15 protein-coding genes are annotated in these 19436 nt (G+C 61.2%); 4 read left to right on the plus strand and 11 right to left on the minus strand.

The features are described 5' to 3' along the window. Positions 1–32 precede the first annotated feature (32 nt). Both EJ576_RS02825 and EJ576_RS02830 read left to right on the plus strand, forming a co-directional pair. Positions 33–533 (plus strand): M48 family metallopeptidase, encoded by a 501-nt coding sequence (locus EJ576_RS02825; protein WP_122729561.1) that lies wholly within the window; start codon positions 33–35, stop codon positions 531–533. Between the two features lie 17 nt (positions 534–550). Next, positions 551–847: a helix-turn-helix domain-containing protein gene (locus tag EJ576_RS02830; protein ID WP_122729559.1), complete on the plus strand. Its 297-nt coding sequence runs from the start codon at positions 551–553 to the stop codon at positions 845–847. Here EJ576_RS02830 and EJ576_RS02835 read toward each other — a convergent pair. Then, positions 838–1296 (minus strand): GNAT family N-acetyltransferase, encoded by a 459-nt coding sequence (locus tag EJ576_RS02835; protein WP_122729557.1) that lies wholly within the window; start codon positions 1294–1296, stop codon positions 838–840. The two genes, EJ576_RS02830 and EJ576_RS02835, sit on opposite strands and share 10 nt — an antisense overlap. Before the next feature lie 201 nt (positions 1297–1497). Between EJ576_RS02835 and EJ576_RS02840 the strand changes: the two genes are divergently transcribed. After that, positions 1498–2235, plus strand: coding sequence for an ABC transporter substrate-binding protein (locus tag EJ576_RS02840; RefSeq protein WP_122729555.1), 738 nt, complete (start codon positions 1498–1500; stop codon positions 2233–2235). A 4-nt stretch (positions 2236–2239) separates the two neighbouring features. On the opposite strand, the gene yccS is transcribed toward EJ576_RS02840, so the two are convergent. From yccS to betI, 10 genes are all read right to left on the minus strand, one after another. Further along, positions 2240–4423: a YccS family putative transporter gene (yccS, locus tag EJ576_RS02845; protein ID WP_122729553.1), complete on the minus strand. Its 2184-nt coding sequence runs from the start codon at positions 4421–4423 to the stop codon at positions 2240–2242. 206 nt (positions 4424–4629) lie between these two features. Then, positions 4630–5808, minus strand: coding sequence for an NAD(P)/FAD-dependent oxidoreductase (locus EJ576_RS02850; RefSeq protein WP_123474986.1), 1179 nt, complete (start codon positions 5806–5808; stop codon positions 4630–4632). Positions 5809–5959: 151 nt separating this feature from the next. Next, positions 5960–7297 carry an ATP-dependent RNA helicase DbpA gene (gene dbpA, locus EJ576_RS02855; RefSeq protein ID WP_233081520.1) on the minus strand — a complete coding sequence of 446 codons (1338 nt, stop codon included), beginning with the start codon at positions 7295–7297 and terminating at the stop codon, positions 5960–5962. A gap of 130 nt (positions 7298–7427) precedes the next feature. Then, positions 7428–8855 (minus strand): multidrug transporter subunit MdtD, encoded by a 1428-nt coding sequence (gene mdtD, locus EJ576_RS02860; protein ID WP_126569527.1) that lies wholly within the window; start codon positions 8853–8855, stop codon positions 7428–7430. A gap of 37 nt (positions 8856–8892) precedes the next feature. Then, entirely contained in the window at positions 8893–9741 is an 849-nt protein-coding gene (locus EJ576_RS02865) for an alpha/beta fold hydrolase (RefSeq protein ID WP_028618248.1), read from the minus strand. Between the two features lie 286 nt (positions 9742–10027). Then, the gene (locus EJ576_RS02870; RefSeq protein WP_068937844.1) at positions 10028–11344 is read right to left on the minus strand and encodes a TldD/PmbA family protein; all 1317 of its coding nucleotides are present in this window, start codon (positions 11342–11344) and stop codon (positions 10028–10030) included. Then, positions 11344–12786, minus strand: coding sequence for a TldD/PmbA family protein (locus EJ576_RS02875; RefSeq protein ID WP_122729551.1), 1443 nt, complete (start codon positions 12784–12786; stop codon positions 11344–11346). The genes EJ576_RS02870 and EJ576_RS02875 overlap by 1 nt, the downstream gene beginning before the upstream one ends. 181 nt (positions 12787–12967) lie before the next feature. Beyond that, positions 12968–14671: a choline dehydrogenase gene (gene betA, locus EJ576_RS02880; protein ID WP_122729549.1), complete on the minus strand. Its 1704-nt coding sequence runs from the start codon at positions 14669–14671 to the stop codon at positions 12968–12970. A gap of 143 nt (positions 14672–14814) precedes the next feature. Beyond that, positions 14815–16287 carry a betaine-aldehyde dehydrogenase gene (gene betB, locus EJ576_RS02885; protein WP_122729546.1) on the minus strand — a complete coding sequence of 491 codons (1473 nt, stop codon included), beginning with the start codon at positions 16285–16287 and terminating at the stop codon, positions 14815–14817. Between the two features lie 110 nt (positions 16288–16397). Then, positions 16398–16991 (minus strand): transcriptional regulator BetI, encoded by a 594-nt coding sequence (betI, locus tag EJ576_RS02890; protein ID WP_028618243.1) that lies wholly within the window; start codon positions 16989–16991, stop codon positions 16398–16400. 379 nt (positions 16992–17370) lie between these two features. On the opposite strand from betI, the gene EJ576_RS02895 reads away from it, so the two are divergent. After that, positions 17371–19305: a BCCT family transporter gene (locus tag EJ576_RS02895; RefSeq protein WP_223204552.1), complete on the plus strand. Its 1935-nt coding sequence runs from the start codon at positions 17371–17373 to the stop codon at positions 19303–19305. The last annotated feature ends 131 nt before the right edge of the window (positions 19306–19436 follow it).

Raw genomic sequence — 19436 nt, forward strand, 5'->3', positions numbered from 1 at the left:
ACTGACGGCCATCCGAACCTGTTGCAGACCCCATGACCGCGCTGAAATACCTCCAGGCCTATCCCGCCGCCCTCCAGGAACAAGTGCGCCAACTGATTGCCAAGGACCAGTTGGGTGCCTATCTGGAACAACGTTACCCCGAACGCCACGCCGTACAGAGCGACAAGGCGCTGTACGCTTACGCCCTGGCCTTGAAGCAGGAACACCTGCGCAACGCGCCGGCCATCGACAAGGTGTTGTTCGATAACCGCCTGGACCTGACGCACCGCGCCCTCGGCCTGCATACCACGATCTCCCGGGTGCAGGGCGGCAACCTCAAGTCGAAAAAAGAGATTCGCATTGCCGCGCTGTTCAAGGAGGCCGCGCCGGAGTTTCTGCGCATGATCGTCGTGCACGAACTGGCGCACTTCAAGGAGTCGGACCACAACAAAGCGTTCTATAAACTCTGTGAGCACATGATGCCGGGCTACCATCAGGTGGAATTCGACCTGCGCGTCTACCTCACGTACCGCGACCTGCAGGGCAAACCCTGACCACAAGGCGACCGACCATGGATGTGAGCAAGACCAAGAGCAGCTTCTACCGCCGCCTGTATGTGGCTTACCTGATCGATAGCGGGCAGGCCAGCAATGTCCCGGCGTTGACCGACGTTACCGGCATGCCCCGGCGCACGGCGCAGGACACGATTGCGGCGTTGGCCGACCTGGATATCCTGTGTGAATTCGAGCAGGAGGACGGTGCCCGCAACCACGCCGGGCACTATCGGATTCGCAACTGGGGAGCGATCGATCGGCGCTGGATCGAAGCAAATCTGCGGCAGATCAAGCAGGTGCTGGGTTACCCCTGACCTTTTCGCATGCCAATGTGCGGAATGTCATCCTCAAGGTATTCCTCACCCGCCACCACAAACCCATAACGCCCGTAGTAGCCCTGCAAATGCGCCTGGGCTGACAGGAATATCGGTGTTTCAGGCCAGATGTCCTCAATCCGCTTGAGTGTTTCTTCCATCATCCGATGCCCCAACCCGGTGCCACGCGCCACCGGTGCCACAATCACGCGGCCGATCACCACGTCACCGCCTTGAGTCTCTGGGTCCAGCAGGCGCAGGTAGGCCACCAGTTGGTCGTCCTGCCAGGCCATCAAATGGTGTGTGTCGCCGGAAAGATCCTGCCCGTCGAGATCCTGGTAGGCGCATTTCTGTTCGACAACGAAGACCTCGTTGCGCAGGCGCAGGATGGCGTAAAGCTGCTCCTTGCCCAGGTCATCGTGGTGCTTGCAAACCCATTCAACGGTCATGGCATGTTCTCTTATAGATGTCTGTTGCGGATAGTAAGCGCGGCAGGCGTTTGTGTCTAAATCGGCTATTTTTGTGAGTGAAATCAAATTGCCATCATTGAGTGCGCCCTGCGCCGGTTTCTTTGTGTAATCTGAGCTACTGTTAGAACCTCAGGCCCCGCCTGAGCTAAGGCCACCGCCTGCCTGCCAAGGATTTTGAGCATGCCGCGATTCTCTCGTGCCGTTGCTTTGATTGGAGTGTTGCTACTGGTTCAGCCAGCGTTCGCGCAACGTCTGCGCCTGGTAGCGGATGCCTGGCCACCCTTTACCGACGCCACCTTGATCAATGGCGGGCTGGCCACCGATATCGTCAGCACTGCCCTGGCCCGCGCGGGTTATGCCAGTGACTTCGAACAGGTGCCTTGGGCCCGGGCGTTGATGGGCGTGGGCGACGGTCGTTATGACGTTTTGGTGAACGCCTGGTATGACGATGCGCGCACGCAGTTGGGGCAATTCTCCGACGAGTACCTGCTCAACCGCGTGCGTTTCATCAAGCGGCGTGACGATCCCATTGAATTCCAGAACCTTGAGCAACTGCACGACTACCCCATCGCGGTGGTGCGTGGGTATGCCTATTCATCGGCGTTCGATGGCGATGCGCAGTTGCAGAAAGTGCCGGTGCACAATTTCGCCATGGCGGTGCGCATGCTCGCGGCGCAGCGGGTTCGGCTTACGGTGGAGGACGAATATGTTGCGCGTTATTACCTGTCGCGTGAATCGACTCGGGTGCGCAATTCGGTGGAGTTTTTACCCAAGCCGTTGAGTGAAAACAGCCTGCATATCCTGGTGAGTTTGAAGAACCCCGAGCATGAACAGATCGTCGCCAGCTTTGATCGAGAGATTGCCAAGATGAAGGCCGATGGCAGTTATGCGCGGTTGATGAAGCAGCATGGGATGTAGCGGCCTAAGCCGCGCTGGTGTCCTTGATCAGGTGCGTCGCCAGCGTGCGCAGCGGCCCCAGTTGACGACAAATCAATGCCAATTGCGTCTGCACCAATCGCTGCCCCTCATCGATCTCATCCGGCATCTGCTCCAGGTCGGCTGCCAACGCTTCCTCGGCATCGCTCTGGATCGCAATGGGCTGCTTGTTGGCCAATCCCGTGGCGATTTCATCGATGCTTGCCGCCAAGGTTTTCCCGGCGCCATCGATCAGATGTTCACGCACCTCGGCCGGCAACTGGGTTTCGCGGTGCGCGCCCAGCCCTGACAAATAGCTGAGCAACGTGTGCGACAGCACCAGGAAGCGGAAGCCCACATCCGCCTCCTTACGGAAGTGCCCAGGCTCCATCAACATGTTCGCCAGGGTGGTCGACAGCGCCGCATCGGCGTTGTGTGCATTGCGTCGGGCCAGGCGGTAGGCCAGGTCGTCGCTTTTGCCGGCGGCGTACTGCTGCATGATCTGGCGCAGGTAGATGCTGTTGCAGGTCAGGGTGTTGGCCAACACCTTGTTCAAGCGGCGGCCCTGCCAGTCCGGCAGGAACAGGAATACCGCCAGGCCCGCAATCAAGCTGCCGAGCAGGGTATCGAACAGACGCGGCAGGAACAGCCCGTAACCGTCACCCACCTGGTTGAAGCAGAACAGCACCATCAGCGTGATAGCGGCGGTGGCCAGGGTGTAGCGGGTGGTGCGGTTGATAAAGAAGACCAGGCCGGCGGCGATGGCGAACATCGACTGCACCAACGGGCTCGGGAACAGATCGAACAGCGCCCAGGCCACAGTAAGGCCGATGGCGGTGCCGATGATCCGCTGGCCGAGCTTGCGCCGCGTGGCGCCGTAGTTCGGTTGGCATACGAACAGCGTGGTCAGGATGATCCAGTAGCCTTGGGAGGCGTGAATCGCATGCAACATGCCGTAGCCCACGGTCAGCGCCAGGGACAGGCGCAAGGCATGGCGGAACAGCAACGAGGTGGGCGTCATCTGCGTACGCAGGCGCGTCCACATTTCCTTGAGGTTGCGCGGGGCGCGGTCCAGCAGGTTGCTATCGGTGGCGTCCGCCAGGCTGTCGGGATTGCTGGCGTCGCCCAGCAGGCGATCCAGGGTGGACAAGTTGGCCGCCAGCGCGCGCAACGAGCGCAGCAGGCCGCGCCAGGCCGGGTTGCTCTGGATGCGCAGGTGTTCCAGGGAGGCGTTCAGGTCACCCAGGGCCTCGGCGAAGCTGTCGTCATAGATGAACGGCTGGCGCAGCTGGATCGACTCGGCCAGGGCCTGGCACGCCTTGCCCTGCTGGCGCAGCAGGCGCTGGCAACGGAACAGCACATCGCTGTGGAAGAAGGCCTCGGCCAGGGCGTTGTAGGGATAATGGGACGAGCTGGCGCGTTCGTGGATGTCTTGGGCGAGGAAGTACAGCTTGAGGTAGCGGCTGACTTTCGAGCCAGGGCGACCATTGCCCACGCGGTGCAGGATGATTTCCTTCGCCGCATTCAGCGCGGCCACAACCCGCCCATTTTGCTGGGCCAGTTCCAGGCGACGCGCTTCCACGTCCAGCTGGCGAATCGGCTCGAACAACGACGATTTGAGTTTGAGGTACCGCCCCAGCTCGCGAAACAACCGCGCCAGGCTTTGCTGCACCGGCTGGTTGGAAAACAGCGCCTGCCATAGCACTGACAGCACACCGTACCAGGCGGCGCCGGCCACCAGCAGCAGCGGCTCGTGCCAGAAGTCGGAAACGGCGCCGCCACGCTGGTCCACGCCGATCATGGTGTACACCGACAGGATCAGCGTCGCGGATGCAATCGCGCCATAACGTTCGCCCAAGGCGCCGAGCATGGTCAGGCAGAAGGTGGCCAGGGCCAGAGAGATCGCGAAGATCCAGGGATAAGGGAACAGCAGCTCTACCGACAGCGCGGCGATGCTGAAACATACCAGGGTCACCGCCAGGGCATTGAGGCGGCCTTGCCAACTGTCATCGGTCTCGGCCAGGGCGCTGGCGATAATCCCCAGGAACAACGGGATCAGCAGCGTCATTTCATCCTGGTACCAGCACAGCGCCATGCTGCCGGTGAGGGCGATGAACACCCGAATGCTGTAACTGAATTTATCCAGCGCCCACAGGCGCCGCATGGACTGCTTGAACGAGGTCGATGACATGAAGTCTGGAGTCTTCCGGAACGATGCCGCTAAATTGAGCCATCAGTGACGTCACGGCAAGCGTGGCAATCACATCTCATTGCATATTTTTGAGTGCCACCCCAAAACGAAAGTGGGAGCTGGCTTGCCTGCGATGGCGGCGATGAATTCACCACCGCTATCGCAGGCAAGCCAGCTCCCACATTTTGACCGAGTACAGCCTTTTTTCAGGCGTATTGCGCGGCGGCATAGCCGGACGCCCAGGCCCACTGGAAGTTGAAGCCGCCCAGGTGACCGGTCACATCCAGCACCTCACCGATAAAGTACAGACCGGGGCTTTTCAGCGATTCCATGGTCTTGGACGACACTTCCCGTGTGTCCACACCACCCAGCGTGACTTCCGCCGTGCGATAACCCTCGGTGCCCGCCGGCACCAATTGCCAGTTGCCGAGTTTTTGCGCGATGTCGGCAACTTCGGCGTGGGTGTACTGCTTCATCGGCTTGGACGCAAACCAGGTGTCCGCCAGCAGGTTGGCCATCTTCTTGGTGAAGATCTCGCCCAGCAGGGTTTTCAGCTCGCTGTTGGGACGCTCGACCTGTTGCTGTTGCAGCCAAGTGTGGGCGTCATGGTCGGGCAGTAGGTTGATTTCCACCGTGTCGCCGGATTCCCAATACGAAGAAATCTGCAGGATCGCCGGCCCACTCAGGCCGCGGTGGGTGAACAGGATGTTTTCGCGAAAGCTCTGGCCGTTGCAGCTCACCAGGCAATCCACCGACGTGCCCGACAACTCGCCGCACAAGTCCTTGAGCTGATCGGTGATGGTGAACGGTACCAGCCCGGCGCGCGTCGGCAGCAGTTCGTGGCCGAATTGCTTGGCCACCTGATAACCAAAACCGGTGGCGCCCAGGGTGGGAATCGACAGGCCGCCGGTGGCGATCACCAGGGATTCGCAGCGCAGCTCACCCAGGGTGGTCTGCAACTGGTAGCCGCTGTCGAGCTTGGCGATTTCCTGGATCGATGTGTCCAGATGCAGGCTCACGCCGACCTGGATGCACTCATCGAGCAGCATGCCGAGGATGTCGCTGGACTTGTTATCGCAGAACAGCTGGCCGAGCTTCTTCTCGTGGTACGGCACGCCGTGCTTGGCCACCAGCCCGATAAAGTCCCATTGGGTGTAGCGGGCCAGGGCTGATTTGCAGAAATGCGCGTTATGCGAGAGGAAGTTGGCCGGCTCGGTGTACATATTGGTGAAATTGCAGCGGCCACCACCGGACATCAGGATCTTCTTGCCGGCCTTGTTCGCATGATCGATCAACATCACCTTGCGCCCACGCCCGGCGGCGGTCAGGGCGCACATCAAGCCTGCGGCGCCGGCGCCAATGATCACAACTTCGGTCGAGCGCAAAACGGTGTCCTCATACATGAATCGATACGATCACTGTAGGAGCGAGCTTGCTCGCGAAAAACGTGAACGAAAACGCGTGTTGTCTGGTTAAACGCGGCGCGCTTAGGTTTTTCGCGAGCAAGCTCGCTCCTACAGGGGGGCGGTGGTGTTCTTACAGGATCCGCACGCGCAACGAACGGCCTTTGATCTTGCCGTCGTTCAAGCGCTGCAACGCCTGCTTGGCGATCCCGCGCTCCACGGCCACGAAGGCCTGGAAATCAAAGATGGCGATCTTGCCGACCTGGGCACCCGGGATGCCGGCTTCTCCGGTCAGTGCGCCAAGGATGTCGCCTGGACGAACCTTGTCTTTACGCCCGGCCGCAATGCACAGGGTGCTCATCTGTGGCAGCAACGGGCCACCGCTTTGCGGCTTGAGGTTGTCCAGTTGATCCCAGTTCAGCGGCGACTTCTGCAGTTGCTCGATGGCCTGGGCGCGGTGCGCTTCGGACGGAGCTACCAGGCTGATGGCGATGCCGGTCTCACCGGCACGACCGGTACGGCCGACGCGGTGGATGTGGATTTCCGAGTCGCGGGCCAATTCGACGTTGATCACCATGTCCAGCGAATCAATGTCCAAACCACGGGCGGCAACGTCGGTAGCGACCAGCACTGAGGTACTGCGGTTGGCGAACATCGCCAGCACCTGGTCACGGTCGCGCTGTTCCAGGTCGCCATGCAGGCCGACGGCGGAAATACCCTTGGACGTCAGGTGATCCACGGTTTCCTGCACTTGCTGCTTGGTGAAGCAGAACGCTACGCAAGACGCTGGGCGGAAGTGCGCCAGGACTTTGGTCACCGCGTCCATGCGTTCTTCCGGCGAGATCTCGAAGAAACGCTGCTCGATCTGGTCATCGGAGTGGAACGCTTCGGCTTTCACTTGCTGCGGCGCGCGCATGAACTTGGACGCCAACTGCTTGATACTCACCGGGTAGGTGGCCGAGAACAGCAGGGTCTGGCGGCGCGGCGGGGTCTTGCTGATGATGTCTTCGATGGCGTCGTAGAAGCCCATGTCGAGCATGCGGTCGGCTTCGTCGAGGATCAGCGTGTTCAGGCCGTCGAGGACCAGCGAGCCCTTGCGCAAGTGCTGCTGGATACGGCCCGGCGTGCCGACGATGACGTGGGCGCCGTGTTCCAGGGAGGCGATCTGCGGGCCAAGGGACACGCCGCCGCACAGGGTCAGCACCTTGATGTTGTCTTCGGCACGGGCCAGGCGGCGGATTTCCTTGGCAACTTGGTCGGCCAGCTCACGGGTCGGGCACATCACCAGGGCCTGGCAGCCGAAGTAGCGCGGGTTGATCGGGTTCAACAGGCCGATGCCGAAGGCGGCGGTCTTGCCGCTGCCGGTCTTGGCCTGGGCAATCAGGTCCAGCCCCTTGAGGATCACCGGCAAGCTTTGCGCCTGGATCTGCGTCATCTCGACATAACCCAGCGAGTCGAGGTTAGCCAGCATGGCGGCGGACAGGGGCAAAGTATTAAAAGCGGTGGCGATGGTAGTCACGGGACTGGCTCTGCAAAACAAAATGTCGCGCAGTGTACCAGCCCTGTGGGATTTTCCCCGCAAGTTCTAGACGAGAAGCCTGTTAATGCTCGATATGCTGCTCGGGACTGGCTGCACGCTTGCCGTCTTTTGGCGACAGTTGCAGGAAGATCGCCGCCGCCAGCATCGCCATGATGCCCACCGTGAGGAAGGTCAGCTGGAACGCGCCGAGGACCGTGCTCACGCCGTCATTGCCGGTTTCAGCGGTAAATCCGCCGAGCAGTGCACCGGCGCAGGCGACCCCGAGGCTCAACGACAACTGCGCCACCACCGACAGCAAACTGTTGCCGCTGCTGGCCTGGGCGTCATCTAGGTCGATCAGGGTGACGGTGTTCATCGCGGTGAATTGCAGCGAGTTGATCGCTCCCAATACCGCCAGCATGCCCAGTAGCAGCGGGTAGGGCGTGTGTTCCGTGACCAATCCCATGCTCGCCAGCATGATGCCCAGGGCCAGGGTGTTGCCCGTCAGCACGATGCGGTAGCCCAAGCGTTCGATCAGCGGGCGTGCCACGGACTTGGCAAACATCGCCGCCGCCGCCAGGGGCAGCATGCTCATGCCGGCTTCCGACGGTGAATACCCCAGCGCCACTTGCAACAGCAGCGGCACCAGGAACGGCAGGGCGCCGCTGCCCAGCCGCGCGAACAGGTTGCCGAGGATGCCCACGGCAAAGGTGCGGGTCTTGAACAGCACCGGAGAAAACAGCGGGTTATCGATATGCCCGGCGCGCAGCCAATACGCCGCGAGGCACGCCAGCCCGCCGAACAGCAGCAACATTACCCGCAGGTGCGGCAAGTGCAGCTCGCCCAGGCCTTCCATGGCGATGGTGATCAACACCATCGCGGCGCCAAACAGCAGGAAGCCGATCCCGTCGAAGCGCGTGCGTTCACTGCCACGCAGGTCGGGGATGAATTTCCACACGGCGTAGCAGCCGATCATGCCCACCGGCAGGTTGATCAGGAAGATCCAGTGCCACGTAAGGTATTGCACCATCCAGCCGCCCATGGTCGGGCCGAGCAACGGGCCGAGCAAACCGGGAATGGTGATGAAGCCCATGATGCGCACCAGTTCGGAGCGCGGGTAAGCGCGCAGCACCACCAGCCGGCCCACGGGCAGCATCAGCGCACCGCCCAGGCCTTGGATCACCCGAGCGCCCACCAGCATGGTCAAGCTGCTGGACAGCGCGCACAGCAGTGAGCCAATGCTGAACAGCATGATTGCGCCGAAGAAGATTCTCTTGGTGCCGAAGCGGTCGGCGATCCAGCCCGACGCCGGGATCAGCAAGGCGACGGTGAGCATGTAGGCGATCACCACCCCTTGCATGCGCAGCGGGTTTTCCGCGAGGTCCCGGGCCATCGCCGGTAATGCCGTGTTGAGGATCGTCCCGTCGAGCGACTGCATGAAGAAGGCAATCGCGACCACCCAGGGGAGCCAGCGGGCGGTCTTGGCATCGAGCGGGACGCGGTTCGGCATGGAAACCCTTTTTGGTTAGCAGGCTATGTGTTGGCGATTATGCGCCATTCGTCGCGCGTTTTCCCACCAGGAAATCCAGCAGTTCACGGTGCACCGCCACGGCGGCTTCGTTGGATTCAAGGTCGAGCAAGTGGCCAGTATGTTCGGCCACAGCAAAACTGCTGCGCCCCACGTATTGCTTGAACAATTGGGCCTCGGCGGCGGGGGTGTATTCGTCCAGGGCGCCGTTGAGGAAGTGCACCGGCGTTTCAATCTGCCGCAGTGCTGGCAGGTAGTTGCCATCGCCCAAGGCCAACACTTGGTGGATATGAAAACGCGCCTGGCGGTATTCGGTGGTGGCCATGGTCGACAGGTGCCGGTGGTTGTTGCGCTTGAGCCGGGGCGACAAATACTTGCCCACGGTTTCATTGAGCAAGTGGCCGACGGCGGACTTGTCGTCCGCTTCGATCAATACGCGTACACGTTCCACATAGTCGAGCATGGCTTGGTTGAGGTTGGGCGCGAGGGCCATCACCACTGAGCTTTCGATGGAGGGTGGGTTGTGCGCCAGGGTCAGTAACGTGGAGATACCGCCCCAGGAGGCCGACACCAGATGGTTGACCTGGAAGCGCTCGACCAGGGCGCGCAGCATCTGCACCTCGTCGTCTTTGGTCACCAGGTCAAGGTCAGTGTTGTGTTCGCGGGAATAGCCGGAGAACGGCAGGTCGAACAGCAGCACATTGAAATGCTCGGCCAGGCATTTGCTGGTGCGGGCGAAGGAGCGCGTGGTGGACAGCGCGCCGTTGACCATCAAGACGGTCTTCTTTTGCGAATCGTTTCCTAGTTGCTCAACATGAACGTTGTAGTGCTTGAACAGCTTTTCAATGACAAAACTTCCATGGTTCATGTCAACGCTCCAGCTTGCCCTTCCCGGGCAAGGTCGTGCTCTAGTGGGTGAGGGTGGCGGGATGCCATTAACCCTTATAACGAGGTTTTTTAAGCGCGACAACTGAGCACGCTGGAGCAAGCGTGAGATGGGATTTGACGGTAGGAAGGATTGAGTCGAGGTGTCGGAAGTAACCGCAAGATAGTGTGGGAGCGGGCTTGCTCGCGAAGGCGGAGCGCCAGCCACCGGATAAGTTGACTGATACGCCGCCTTCGCGAGCAAGCCCGCTCCCACAAGGGGTTTGTATTTACAAGGTTAAGGTCAGGCGTTTGACCAGCGCCCCTGGCAGCAGATTCGAGGCGGTGTTGCGCTGGCTGTAGGTGCTGGCCGACAACAGCAGTTCCCGATCAGCGGTCAGCGCTTCCAACTGCGCGCCGAGCAGGTTGTAGACGCTGTCATCAAAACGCATGGTGCTGACCGGCGCCTTGATCTCGCCGTCTTCCACCCAGAAGGTGGCGAAGCGCGTCATGCCGGTCAGGCGGGCCGCCGGCAGGTCCGAATAGTTCAGGTACCACAGGTTGCTGATGTACAACCCGGTGCCCAACTGCTTGAGGATATCGGCCTGGGCCAAGTTGCCGGCGGCCATCTGCAACGCGCTGGGCGATTCATCGCTGCTTGCGCCGTTAGTGCTCAAACCATATTCAGCAGCGCTGCGCGAGTTGATCAATTGGCCATCGGCTTGCCCCGCCTTGATCAGCGTGACGTCGCCGCGCGGGTAACCTTCGGTGGAAAACGCCTGGCTCAGGGAGCCGCTGATCTGTTCCGCTACTGTCACCAGCGGGCTCAGGGACTGTTCGCCGGCATACAGCTTTTGCAGCGAACTGCCCTTGCTGGCGATGGCTTGGGCGGAAAACCCGCCCCAGGTGATGATGCTGATGATTTCTTCAATCGCCGCCGGGGCGAGGTAGGCGCGATAGTGTCCGGGGGCCAGCTTGTGCAGTGGACGGCCGAGGAACTCAAGCTGCTCGCGGGCCTGCTGGAAGCGCGCGGCAAACTCGGCGCTGTCCCAAGTGTGCCCGGCGTAGCTGGCCTTTACCGCTTCGCCATTGGCGTGGAACAGACTGAAGTCGAAGTTGAAGCTATTGGCCTGATGCCAGCCGAAGGCGCCCGATGAACTGGCAAAGCCCCGGCTGATGGGGCCGGCCGCATAAAAGCCGACCAGGTCCACGCCTTGGGCGGCCCGGCTGATGTCTTCCAGTACCTGGGCCAGTTCCGGCAGCGGGCGGGTTTGTTCGTTGTTGCTTTGCCAGGCGTTGTGGTTCAGCAGCAGGTACGGGTCTTGTGGCAGCAGCGGCAGGGTTTCGCGCAACTGTTGCAGGCCATCGGCCAAACGCTGGCGGTCCAGCTCGGGCTCGCCGGCAAGGGTGATGCCGAGGTCGGCGTGGCGGCCATCGTTGATCAGTTTCAGGTTGAGGCTGGCCTGTTGCACTTGGCCCGCCTGGCGCACCTTGGCGTGATTGAAACGCACGAATTCGGACGCTTCATCCGCATAGCCGAGGTGGAATTGTTCATTGTCGGTGATGGCGTGTTTGAGCCACTCCACCAATGCCTTGAAGTTGTTCATCAGGCGTCCCCCCCAAATACGTCGACATCACTGAATACGCAGGCCGGCGACGCATGGCCGACGCGGATCACCTGATTGGGTTCGCCTTTGCCGCAGTTCGGCGTGCCCAGGACCTTGAAGGTGCTGGCGTCACCGACCGCGCTGAGGTTGCGCCAGAAGTTGGCAGAAATGGCGCGGTAGTTGGGGTTCTTCACCACACCTTTCAGCTCGCCGTTCTCGATCAATTGACCCCATTCGCAGCCGAACTGGAATTTGTTGCGCGCATCGTCGATGGACCATGAGCGGTTGGTCGACATCAGGATGCCGCTTTCAATACCGCCGATCAGTTGTGCCAGGCTCTTGTCGCCCGCTTCGATGTTCAGGTTGGCCATGCGGTCGATGGGCGCACGGTTCCAACTGCTGGCCCGGCTATTGGCCACGCCGCTCATACCCGAACGGAATTGCGACAGCGCACCGCCCAGCGGTTTGAGCAGCAACCCTTCGCGGATCAGGAACTGCTTGCTGGCGGGCGTGCCGTCGTCGTCATGGCTGTAGCTGGCGAGTTGCTCTGGGATGTCCGGGTCGAACGTCACGTTGAGCAACTTGGAGCCATAGTGCAGATGGCCGAAGTCGCTGGCCTTCACAAAACTGGTGCCGGCGTAATTGCGCTCGTCACCCAGGATGCGGTCCAGCTCCAGCGGGTGGCCGATGGATTCGTGGATCTGCAGGATCATCTGGTCAGGCATCAGCAACAGGTCGCGCGGGCCGTTGGGGGTGTTGGGCGCGAGCAGCAGTTGCAGGGCTTCGTCGGCAATGCGTGGCGCTGCGCCGACCAGGCCGAAGCGGCTGATCACATCAAAGCCACCTTGCTGGCCGAAGTTGCTGCCGCCCAGGGTGCGGCTCTGGCTGTCGTTGCCATCGTAGGCCGTGACATTGACGCCGGGGAACACGAAGCGCTGGGCTTGGCGCAGCTCGGCGCCGGCGTTGTTGAGGTAGATCTGCTCGACGTGGGTCAGGCCGAGGCTGACTTCCCAGCTCACCAGGCGCTCGTCCTTGGGCACAGCGGCGGATTCGTCGCCCAGCAATTGGTAGCAGTCGCTCAGGGACGGGAAAGGCTGATTGAGTTCGGGGGACAGGTAGTCCGCCACATCGCTGGAGACATGTTGGTCACGCAGGTCGAGCAGGGCGTGGGGCTTGATCAACCGGGCTTGCTGTTCGGCACGCTCAAGGGCGGCTTGCAGGCCAGGCAGGGAAATATCGTTGGTCGCGGCGTAGGCTTCCACGCCGTTGAGACGCACGGTGAGCATGGCGCCTTCGTCGTGGTTCAGGTGCGGTGGTTCGGCGACGTTTTTGCGTACGGCCAGGTATTGGCCGGATTCGCGGACGTAGCGCAGGGAGAAGAATTCGGCGCGGGTGCGCAGGGCTGTGAAGTGTTTTTTGAGTGTGGCGTGGTGGTCGAACATGGGGCCTTCCTTGTGGGCGGCTCGTCGCGGGCAGGCAAACAGAGTAGCTGATCAAGGAGGGGTTTTGCATTGGCTGGTCGGGCCTCATCGGGGGCAAGCCCCCTCCCACATTTTTGACCGTGTGAACCCGATCAAGTGTGGGAGGGGGCTTGCCCCCGATGGGAACACCGCGGTGTATCAGTTACTGCGCGGTAGGGCCCACTTCACGCATCGGCTTGCCACGCACCGGCGCATCGCCCGCCACGTAGTAGTCGGCGGTGCTGCGCGGCAGCGGCTGGCGGCCACGGATCTTGTCGGCGATTTTCTCGGCGATCATGATCGTCGGCGCGTTCAGGTTACCGGTGGTGATGATCGGCATGATCGACGCATCCACAACGCGTAGACCCTGCATGCCATGCACGCGGCCTTCGCCGTCCACTACGGCCATCTCATCGGTGCCCATCTTGCACGAACAGGACGGGTGGAACGCAGTCTCGGCGTGCTCGCGGATGAACTTGTCGAGCTGCTCATCGGTTTGCACGTCGATGCCCGGGCTGATCTCGCGGCCACGGTACTGGTCGAGTGCCGGCTGCTGCATGATTTCACGGGTCAGGCGGATGCCGTCGCGGAATTCCTGCCAGTCCTGCTCGGTGGCCATGTAGTTGAAGAGGATGCTCGGGTAGTCCCGTGGGTTCTTCGACTTCAATTGCACGCGGCCACGGCTTGGGGAACGCATGGAGCCCATGTGCGCCTGGAAACCGTGCTCTTTCACACCGTTGCTGCCGTTGTAGTTAATCGCCACCGGCAGGAAGTGGTACTGGATGTTCGGCCATTCGAATTCTTCACGGGTACGGATGAAACCGCCCGCTTCGAACTGGTTGCTGGCGCCAATGCCGGTGCCGTTGAACAGCCACTCGGCGCCGATCGCCGGCTGGTTGTACCAGAGCAGCGACGGGTACAGCGACACGGGCTGAGTGCACGCATATTGCAGGTACAGTTCAAGGTGGTCCTGCAGGTTTTCGCCGACGCCTGGCAGGTCATGGACCACCGGGATGTCGAGGCTTTCCAGCAGCTTGGCCGGGCCGACACCGGAGCGTTGCAGCAGTTGCGGCGACGCGATTGCGCCGCTGCACACCAGCACTTCTTTGCGCGCGCGGGCTTCAACGCGCTCTTCGGCAGCGCCGATCAGGTAACGCACGCCAACGGCACGCTTGCCTTCGAACAACACCTTGTCGGTAAGGGCGTGGGTGACGATGGTCAGCGTGGAGCGCTTCTTAGCGGTATCCAGGTAACCGCGTGCGGTACTGGCGCGACGGCCGTTCGGCGTGACGGTACGGTCCATCGGGCCGAAGCCTTCTTGCTGGTAGCCGTTCAAGTCTTCGGTACGCGGGTAACCAGCCTGCACGCCGGCTTCGACCATGGCGTGGAACAGTGGGTTATTGCCGGCTTTCGGCGTGGTCACGCTGACCGGGCCATCGCCGCCGTGCCAGTCGTTCGGGCCGATGTCGCGAGTTTCGGCCTTGCGGAAATAGGGTAGGCAGTCGAGGTAGGTCCAGTTTTCCAGACCTGGCAATTTCGCCCAGTTGTCGTAATCCATGGCGTTGCCACGGATGTAGCACATGCCGTTGATCAGCGAAGAGCCGCCGAGGCCCTTGCCGCGACCGCACTCCATGCGACGGCCGTCCATGTGTGGCTCTGGATCGGTCTCGTAGGCCCAGTTGTAGCGGCGGCCTTGCAGTGGGAAGGCCAGGGCGGCTGGCATCTGGGTACGGAAGTCGAGACGATAGTCCGGGCCGCCGGCTTCCAGCAGCAGGACGGTGACGCCTTCGTCTTCGGTCAGACGGGTCGCCAGGGTGTTACCGGCGGAGCCGGCACCCACAATGATGTAATCGTATTCTTGGGACATTGGATGCACCCTCTTTGAAGTTGGTCAGGTCGGACCTCATCGGGGGCAAGCCCCCTCCCACATTTGGAATGTGTTCACAAATCAAAGTGTGGGAGGGGGCTTGCCCCCGATGGCGGCCTCAAAGGCAATACAAATCTCAGCTCTTAGAACACCGAGGCGTAGTCGCCCAGCTCAACCTGTACCGATTTGATGCGGGTGAAGTTGTTCAGCGAGCTGATCCCGTTCTCGCGGCCAACACCCGACTGCTTGTAGCCACCGACCGGCATCTTCGCGTCGGACTCGCCCCAGGCGTTGATCCAGCAGATACCCGCTTCCAACTGATGAATCACGCGGTGGGCGCGGTTCAGGTCTTTGGTCACCAGGCCAGCAGCCAGGCCGAAGTCGGTGTCGTTGGCGCGGCGGATCACTTCTTCTTCGGTTTCGTAGGTGAGGATGCTCATCACTGGGCCGAAGATTTCTTCACGCACGATGACCATGTCGTCGGTGCAGTCGGTGAATACGGTTGGGGCCACGAAGGCGCCTTTGGCGAAGTCGCCGTCGGTCAGGCGGTCGCCGCCGCACAGCAGGCGAGCGCCTTGCTCTTTGCCCTTGGCGATGTAGCCCAGCACGCTTTCCATGTGGGCAAAGCTGACCAGCGGACCGAAGTTGGTGTTTTCGTCTTCCGGGTTGCCAACGCGAATGCGCGCGACACGCTCAACGATCTTGGCTTCGAACGCAGCTTGCAGGTGCTTCGGTACGAACACGCGAGTGCCGTTGGTGCAGACCTGGCCGGAGCTGTAGAAGTTGGCCATCATCGCGGTGTCGGCGGCGCGGTCGAGGTCGGCGTCATCGAAGATGATCAGCGGGGACTTGCCGCCCAGTTCCATGGTTACGTCTTTGAGCGAAGAGCTGGAAGCGCTGGCCATGACTTTCTTGCCGGTGTCGGTGCCGCCGGTGAACGAGACTTTCTCGATGCGCGGGTGTTCGGTCAGCCAGGTGCCGACTTCACGGCCGCTGCCGGTCAGCACGTTGAACACGCCCGCCGGAACGCCGGCTTCGGTGTAGATCTCAGCCAGTTTCAGGGTGGTCAGCGAGGTGACTTCGCTTGGCTTGAAGATCATCGCGTTACCGGCGGCCAGTGCCGGTGCGGATTTCCACAGGGCGATCTGGATCGGGTAGTTCCACGCGCCAATACCGGCGACCACGCCCAGTGGCTCGCGGCGGGTGTAGACGAACGAGGTGTCGCGCAGTGGGATCTGCTCGCCTTCGATGGCTGGCACCAGGCCTGCGTAGTATTCCAGCACGTCAGCGCCGGTGACGATGTCGACGTACTTGGTTTCGGAGAAGGATTTACCGGTATCCAGGGTTTCCAGGGCGGCCAGTTCGTCGTTGCGCTCGCGCAGGATGTCGACGGCACGACGCAGGATGCGCGAACGTTCCATGGCGGTCATGGCGGCCCAGATTTTCTGGCCTTTTTCGGCGCTGACCACGGCACGTTCAACGTCTTCTTTAGTGGCGCGTTGCACTTGGGCGAGAACTTCACCGTTAGCCGGGTTGATGGCGTCGAAGGTGGCATCGCTGCCAGCGTCGCTGTAACCGCCGTCAATGTAGAGTTTTTGCAGGTCGAAACGGGCCATAAAGTCCTCGCAAGTGCATAAGTGGTTGGCGTTAACCGCCGAACAGTGGGCCATAAGGGTGTGGCAACACTGAGCGGCAGCAGTTCAGGGGTTGAGCGGTTATGTGTGCTCTAACTCACCTGCTTGGCCAATTGGAAATCCATGTATTCGTAAGCGATCCGTTGCGCCTGCGCCGTGTCGAAAGCGTCTCCCGACAGGGCGCCGCGCAACCACAAACCGTCGATCAGGGCCGCCAGGCCTCGGGCTGCTTTGCGTGCGTGCGGCAGCGGCAGCACTCGGCGGAACTGGCAGCACAGGTTGGAATACAGACGTTGATCGTTGATCCGCTGCAACCTGTGCAATGACGGGTGGTGCATGCTGGTGGCCCAGAAGGCCAGCCAGGTTTTCATTGCCGGGCCGTTGACCTGGCTGGCATCGAAGTTGCCCTCGATGATCACCTGAAGGTGCGCCCGTGGGCTGTCATCCTTCAGTGCGAGCCTGCGTTCGTGGACGTTCTCGATCAGCACATTCATCAAGTACCGCATCGTCGCGGCGATCAGGCCGTTCTTGTCCTGAAAGTAGTGACTGATGATGCCGTTCGAGACGCCGGCCAAACGGGCGATCAGCGCAATGCTGGCATCTCCCATTCCGACCTGATCGATGGCCGTTAGCGTGGCTTCGATCAACTGCTGGCGGCGTATGGGTTGCATACCGACCTTGGGCATGTAGCACCTCTCCTTAGGCCTGCCGATGGGCGATCAACGTCCGTCGGCTTGAGGGCCAGTCTATTTTGTTTTGATTGAACGTTCAATCAACAAAGAATAAGATCTGCGACAAATGGTCGCGTCCTACGGGTATTTCCTACATGTAGGCACGACATCTGGCACCTGGTTAAACCCCTGAAACGTCCCTGGGCACTGCGCTCATGGGGTGCAGGGATTTAAGGGGTGTCTTTATAACACCCGTCCGTCGACTGCCGAAAAATCGATGTCCCGGGATAACCGTTGCCTTGTGTTTCTCTCTCGCACTGCCCGGAGCATCTGCGCCATGAGTTCTGCCTCTCTTATAAAGACCCCGCCAGAAAAGGTGCGGGTCAACGGTTGGGTGTTCTACACCTCCACCGCGTTGATTCTGTTGTTGACTGCCATCCTGATCATCGCCCCGCAGGAGGCCGGGCGCATGCTCGGTGTCGCCCAGGCGTGGCTGTCGAAAAGCTTCGGCTGGTACTACATGGTGGTCATCGCCGCCTACCTGGTGTTTGTGGTCGGCCTGGCGTTTTCCTCTTACGGCAAATTGAAACTGGGCAGCAAGGACGACACCCCGGACTTCAGCTACGGCGCCTGGGCCGGCATGTTGTTCTCGTCGGGCATCGGCATTTCGCTGCTGTACTTCGGCGCTTCCGAGCCGCTGGACCACTACTTCAACCCGCCCGAAGGCGCTGCCGCCAGCAATGGCGCAGCACGCCAGGCGCTGCAATTGACCTTCCTGCACTGGGGCCTGCACGGCTGGGCGATCTACGCCCTGGTCGGCCTGGCCGTGGCCTACTTCGCGTATCGTCATAACCAGCCGCTGGCCTTGCGTTCGGCGCTGTACCCGCTGGTGGGCGAGCGTTGGGTGAAAGGCGCGGCCGGCCACGCGGTGGACGGTTTCGGCATGTTCGTGACCCTGCTTGGCCTGGTGACGAACCTGGGGATTGGTTCGATGCAGGTGTCGTCCGGGCTGGAAAACCTGTTCGGCATGCAGCACAGCAACACCAACCTGCTGATTGTGATCATCGTGATGAGCACCGTGGCGACCATCGCCGCCGTGTCGGGGGTGGAGAACGGCATTCGTCGCCTCTCCAACCTCAACATCGTGTTGTTCAGCGGCCTGTTGATCTTCGTGCTGCTGTTCGGCCCGACTCTGCATTTGCTCAACGGCTTGGTGCAGAACACCGGTGACTACCTCAACGGCATCATCCTGAAAACCTTCGACCTCTATGTGTACGAAGGCGACGCCGACAAAACCGAACGCTGGATGGGCCTGTGGACCCTGTTCTACTGGGCGTGGTGGATTTCCTGGGCGCCATTCGTGGGCATGTTCATCGCGCGCATTTCCCGTGGTCGTACCGTGCGTGAACTGGTGGCCGGCGTGCTGCTGATCCCGCTGGGCTTTACCCTGGCGTGGCTGTCGATCTTCGGTAACTCGGCCCTGGACCTGGTGCTGAACCACGGTGCGGTGGAGTTGGGCAAGACCGCGCTGGAACAGCCGTCCATGGCCATCTACCAACTGCTTGAGCATTACCCGGCGTCGAAAATCGTCATCGGTGTGTCGATTTTCGTAGGCTTCGTGCTGTTCCTGACCCCGGCGGATTCCGGCGCGGTGATGATGGCCAACCTGTCGTGCAAAGGCGGCAACGTGGACGAAGATGCGCCGCACTGGCTGCGCATCTTCTGGTCGGCGGTGATCACCCTGGTGACCATCGGTCTGTTGTTCGCCGGCAACTTCGAAGCCATGCAGACCATGGTGGTGCTGGCCGGGCTGCCGTTCTCGGTGGTGTTGATCTTCTTTATGTTCGGCTTGCACAAGGCGATGCGCCAGGATGTGGCCATCGAACAGGAGCAGGCGCAACTGGCTGAGCGTGGCCGCCGTGGTTTCAGCGAGCGTTTGACCGCGCTGGACCTGCAGCCGAGCCAAGGCACCGTGCAACGCTTTATGGACAAGCACGTGACGCCAGCGTTGGAAGAAGCGGCGACGGCCTTGCGTGAACAGGGGCTGGAGGTGCAGACACTGCTGGGTAAATCCAAGCGCTGCATCGGTGTGCGCATCGAGATGGAAGAGGGCAACCCGTTTGTCTACGAAGTGAGCCTGGATGCTTACTCGTCGGCACCGAGCGACCTGCCCGAGGAAGAGCGCACGCGTTACTACCGCGCCGAGGTCTACCTGCACAACGGACCTCAGGAATACGACCTGATGGGCTTCGCCCAGGAACAGATCACCCGGGACGTGCTCGATCAGTTTGAAAGCCATCGGCAGCTCCTTGGCCGTGTCTATAGCTGATACGTGAGCTAGGTGGTGTCTTCACTGACACCACTGTTCCAATGTTTGAATGGGATCAACTGTGGGAGCTGGCTTGCCTGCGATAGCGGTAGTGAATTCACCACCGCTATCGCAGGCAAGCCAGCTCCCAC

The organism is Pseudomonas sp. C 49-2 (assembly GCF_003970195.1).
In the GTDB taxonomy this organism is placed as follows: Bacteria; Pseudomonadota; Gammaproteobacteria; order Pseudomonadales; family Pseudomonadaceae; genus Aquipseudomonas; species Aquipseudomonas canadensis.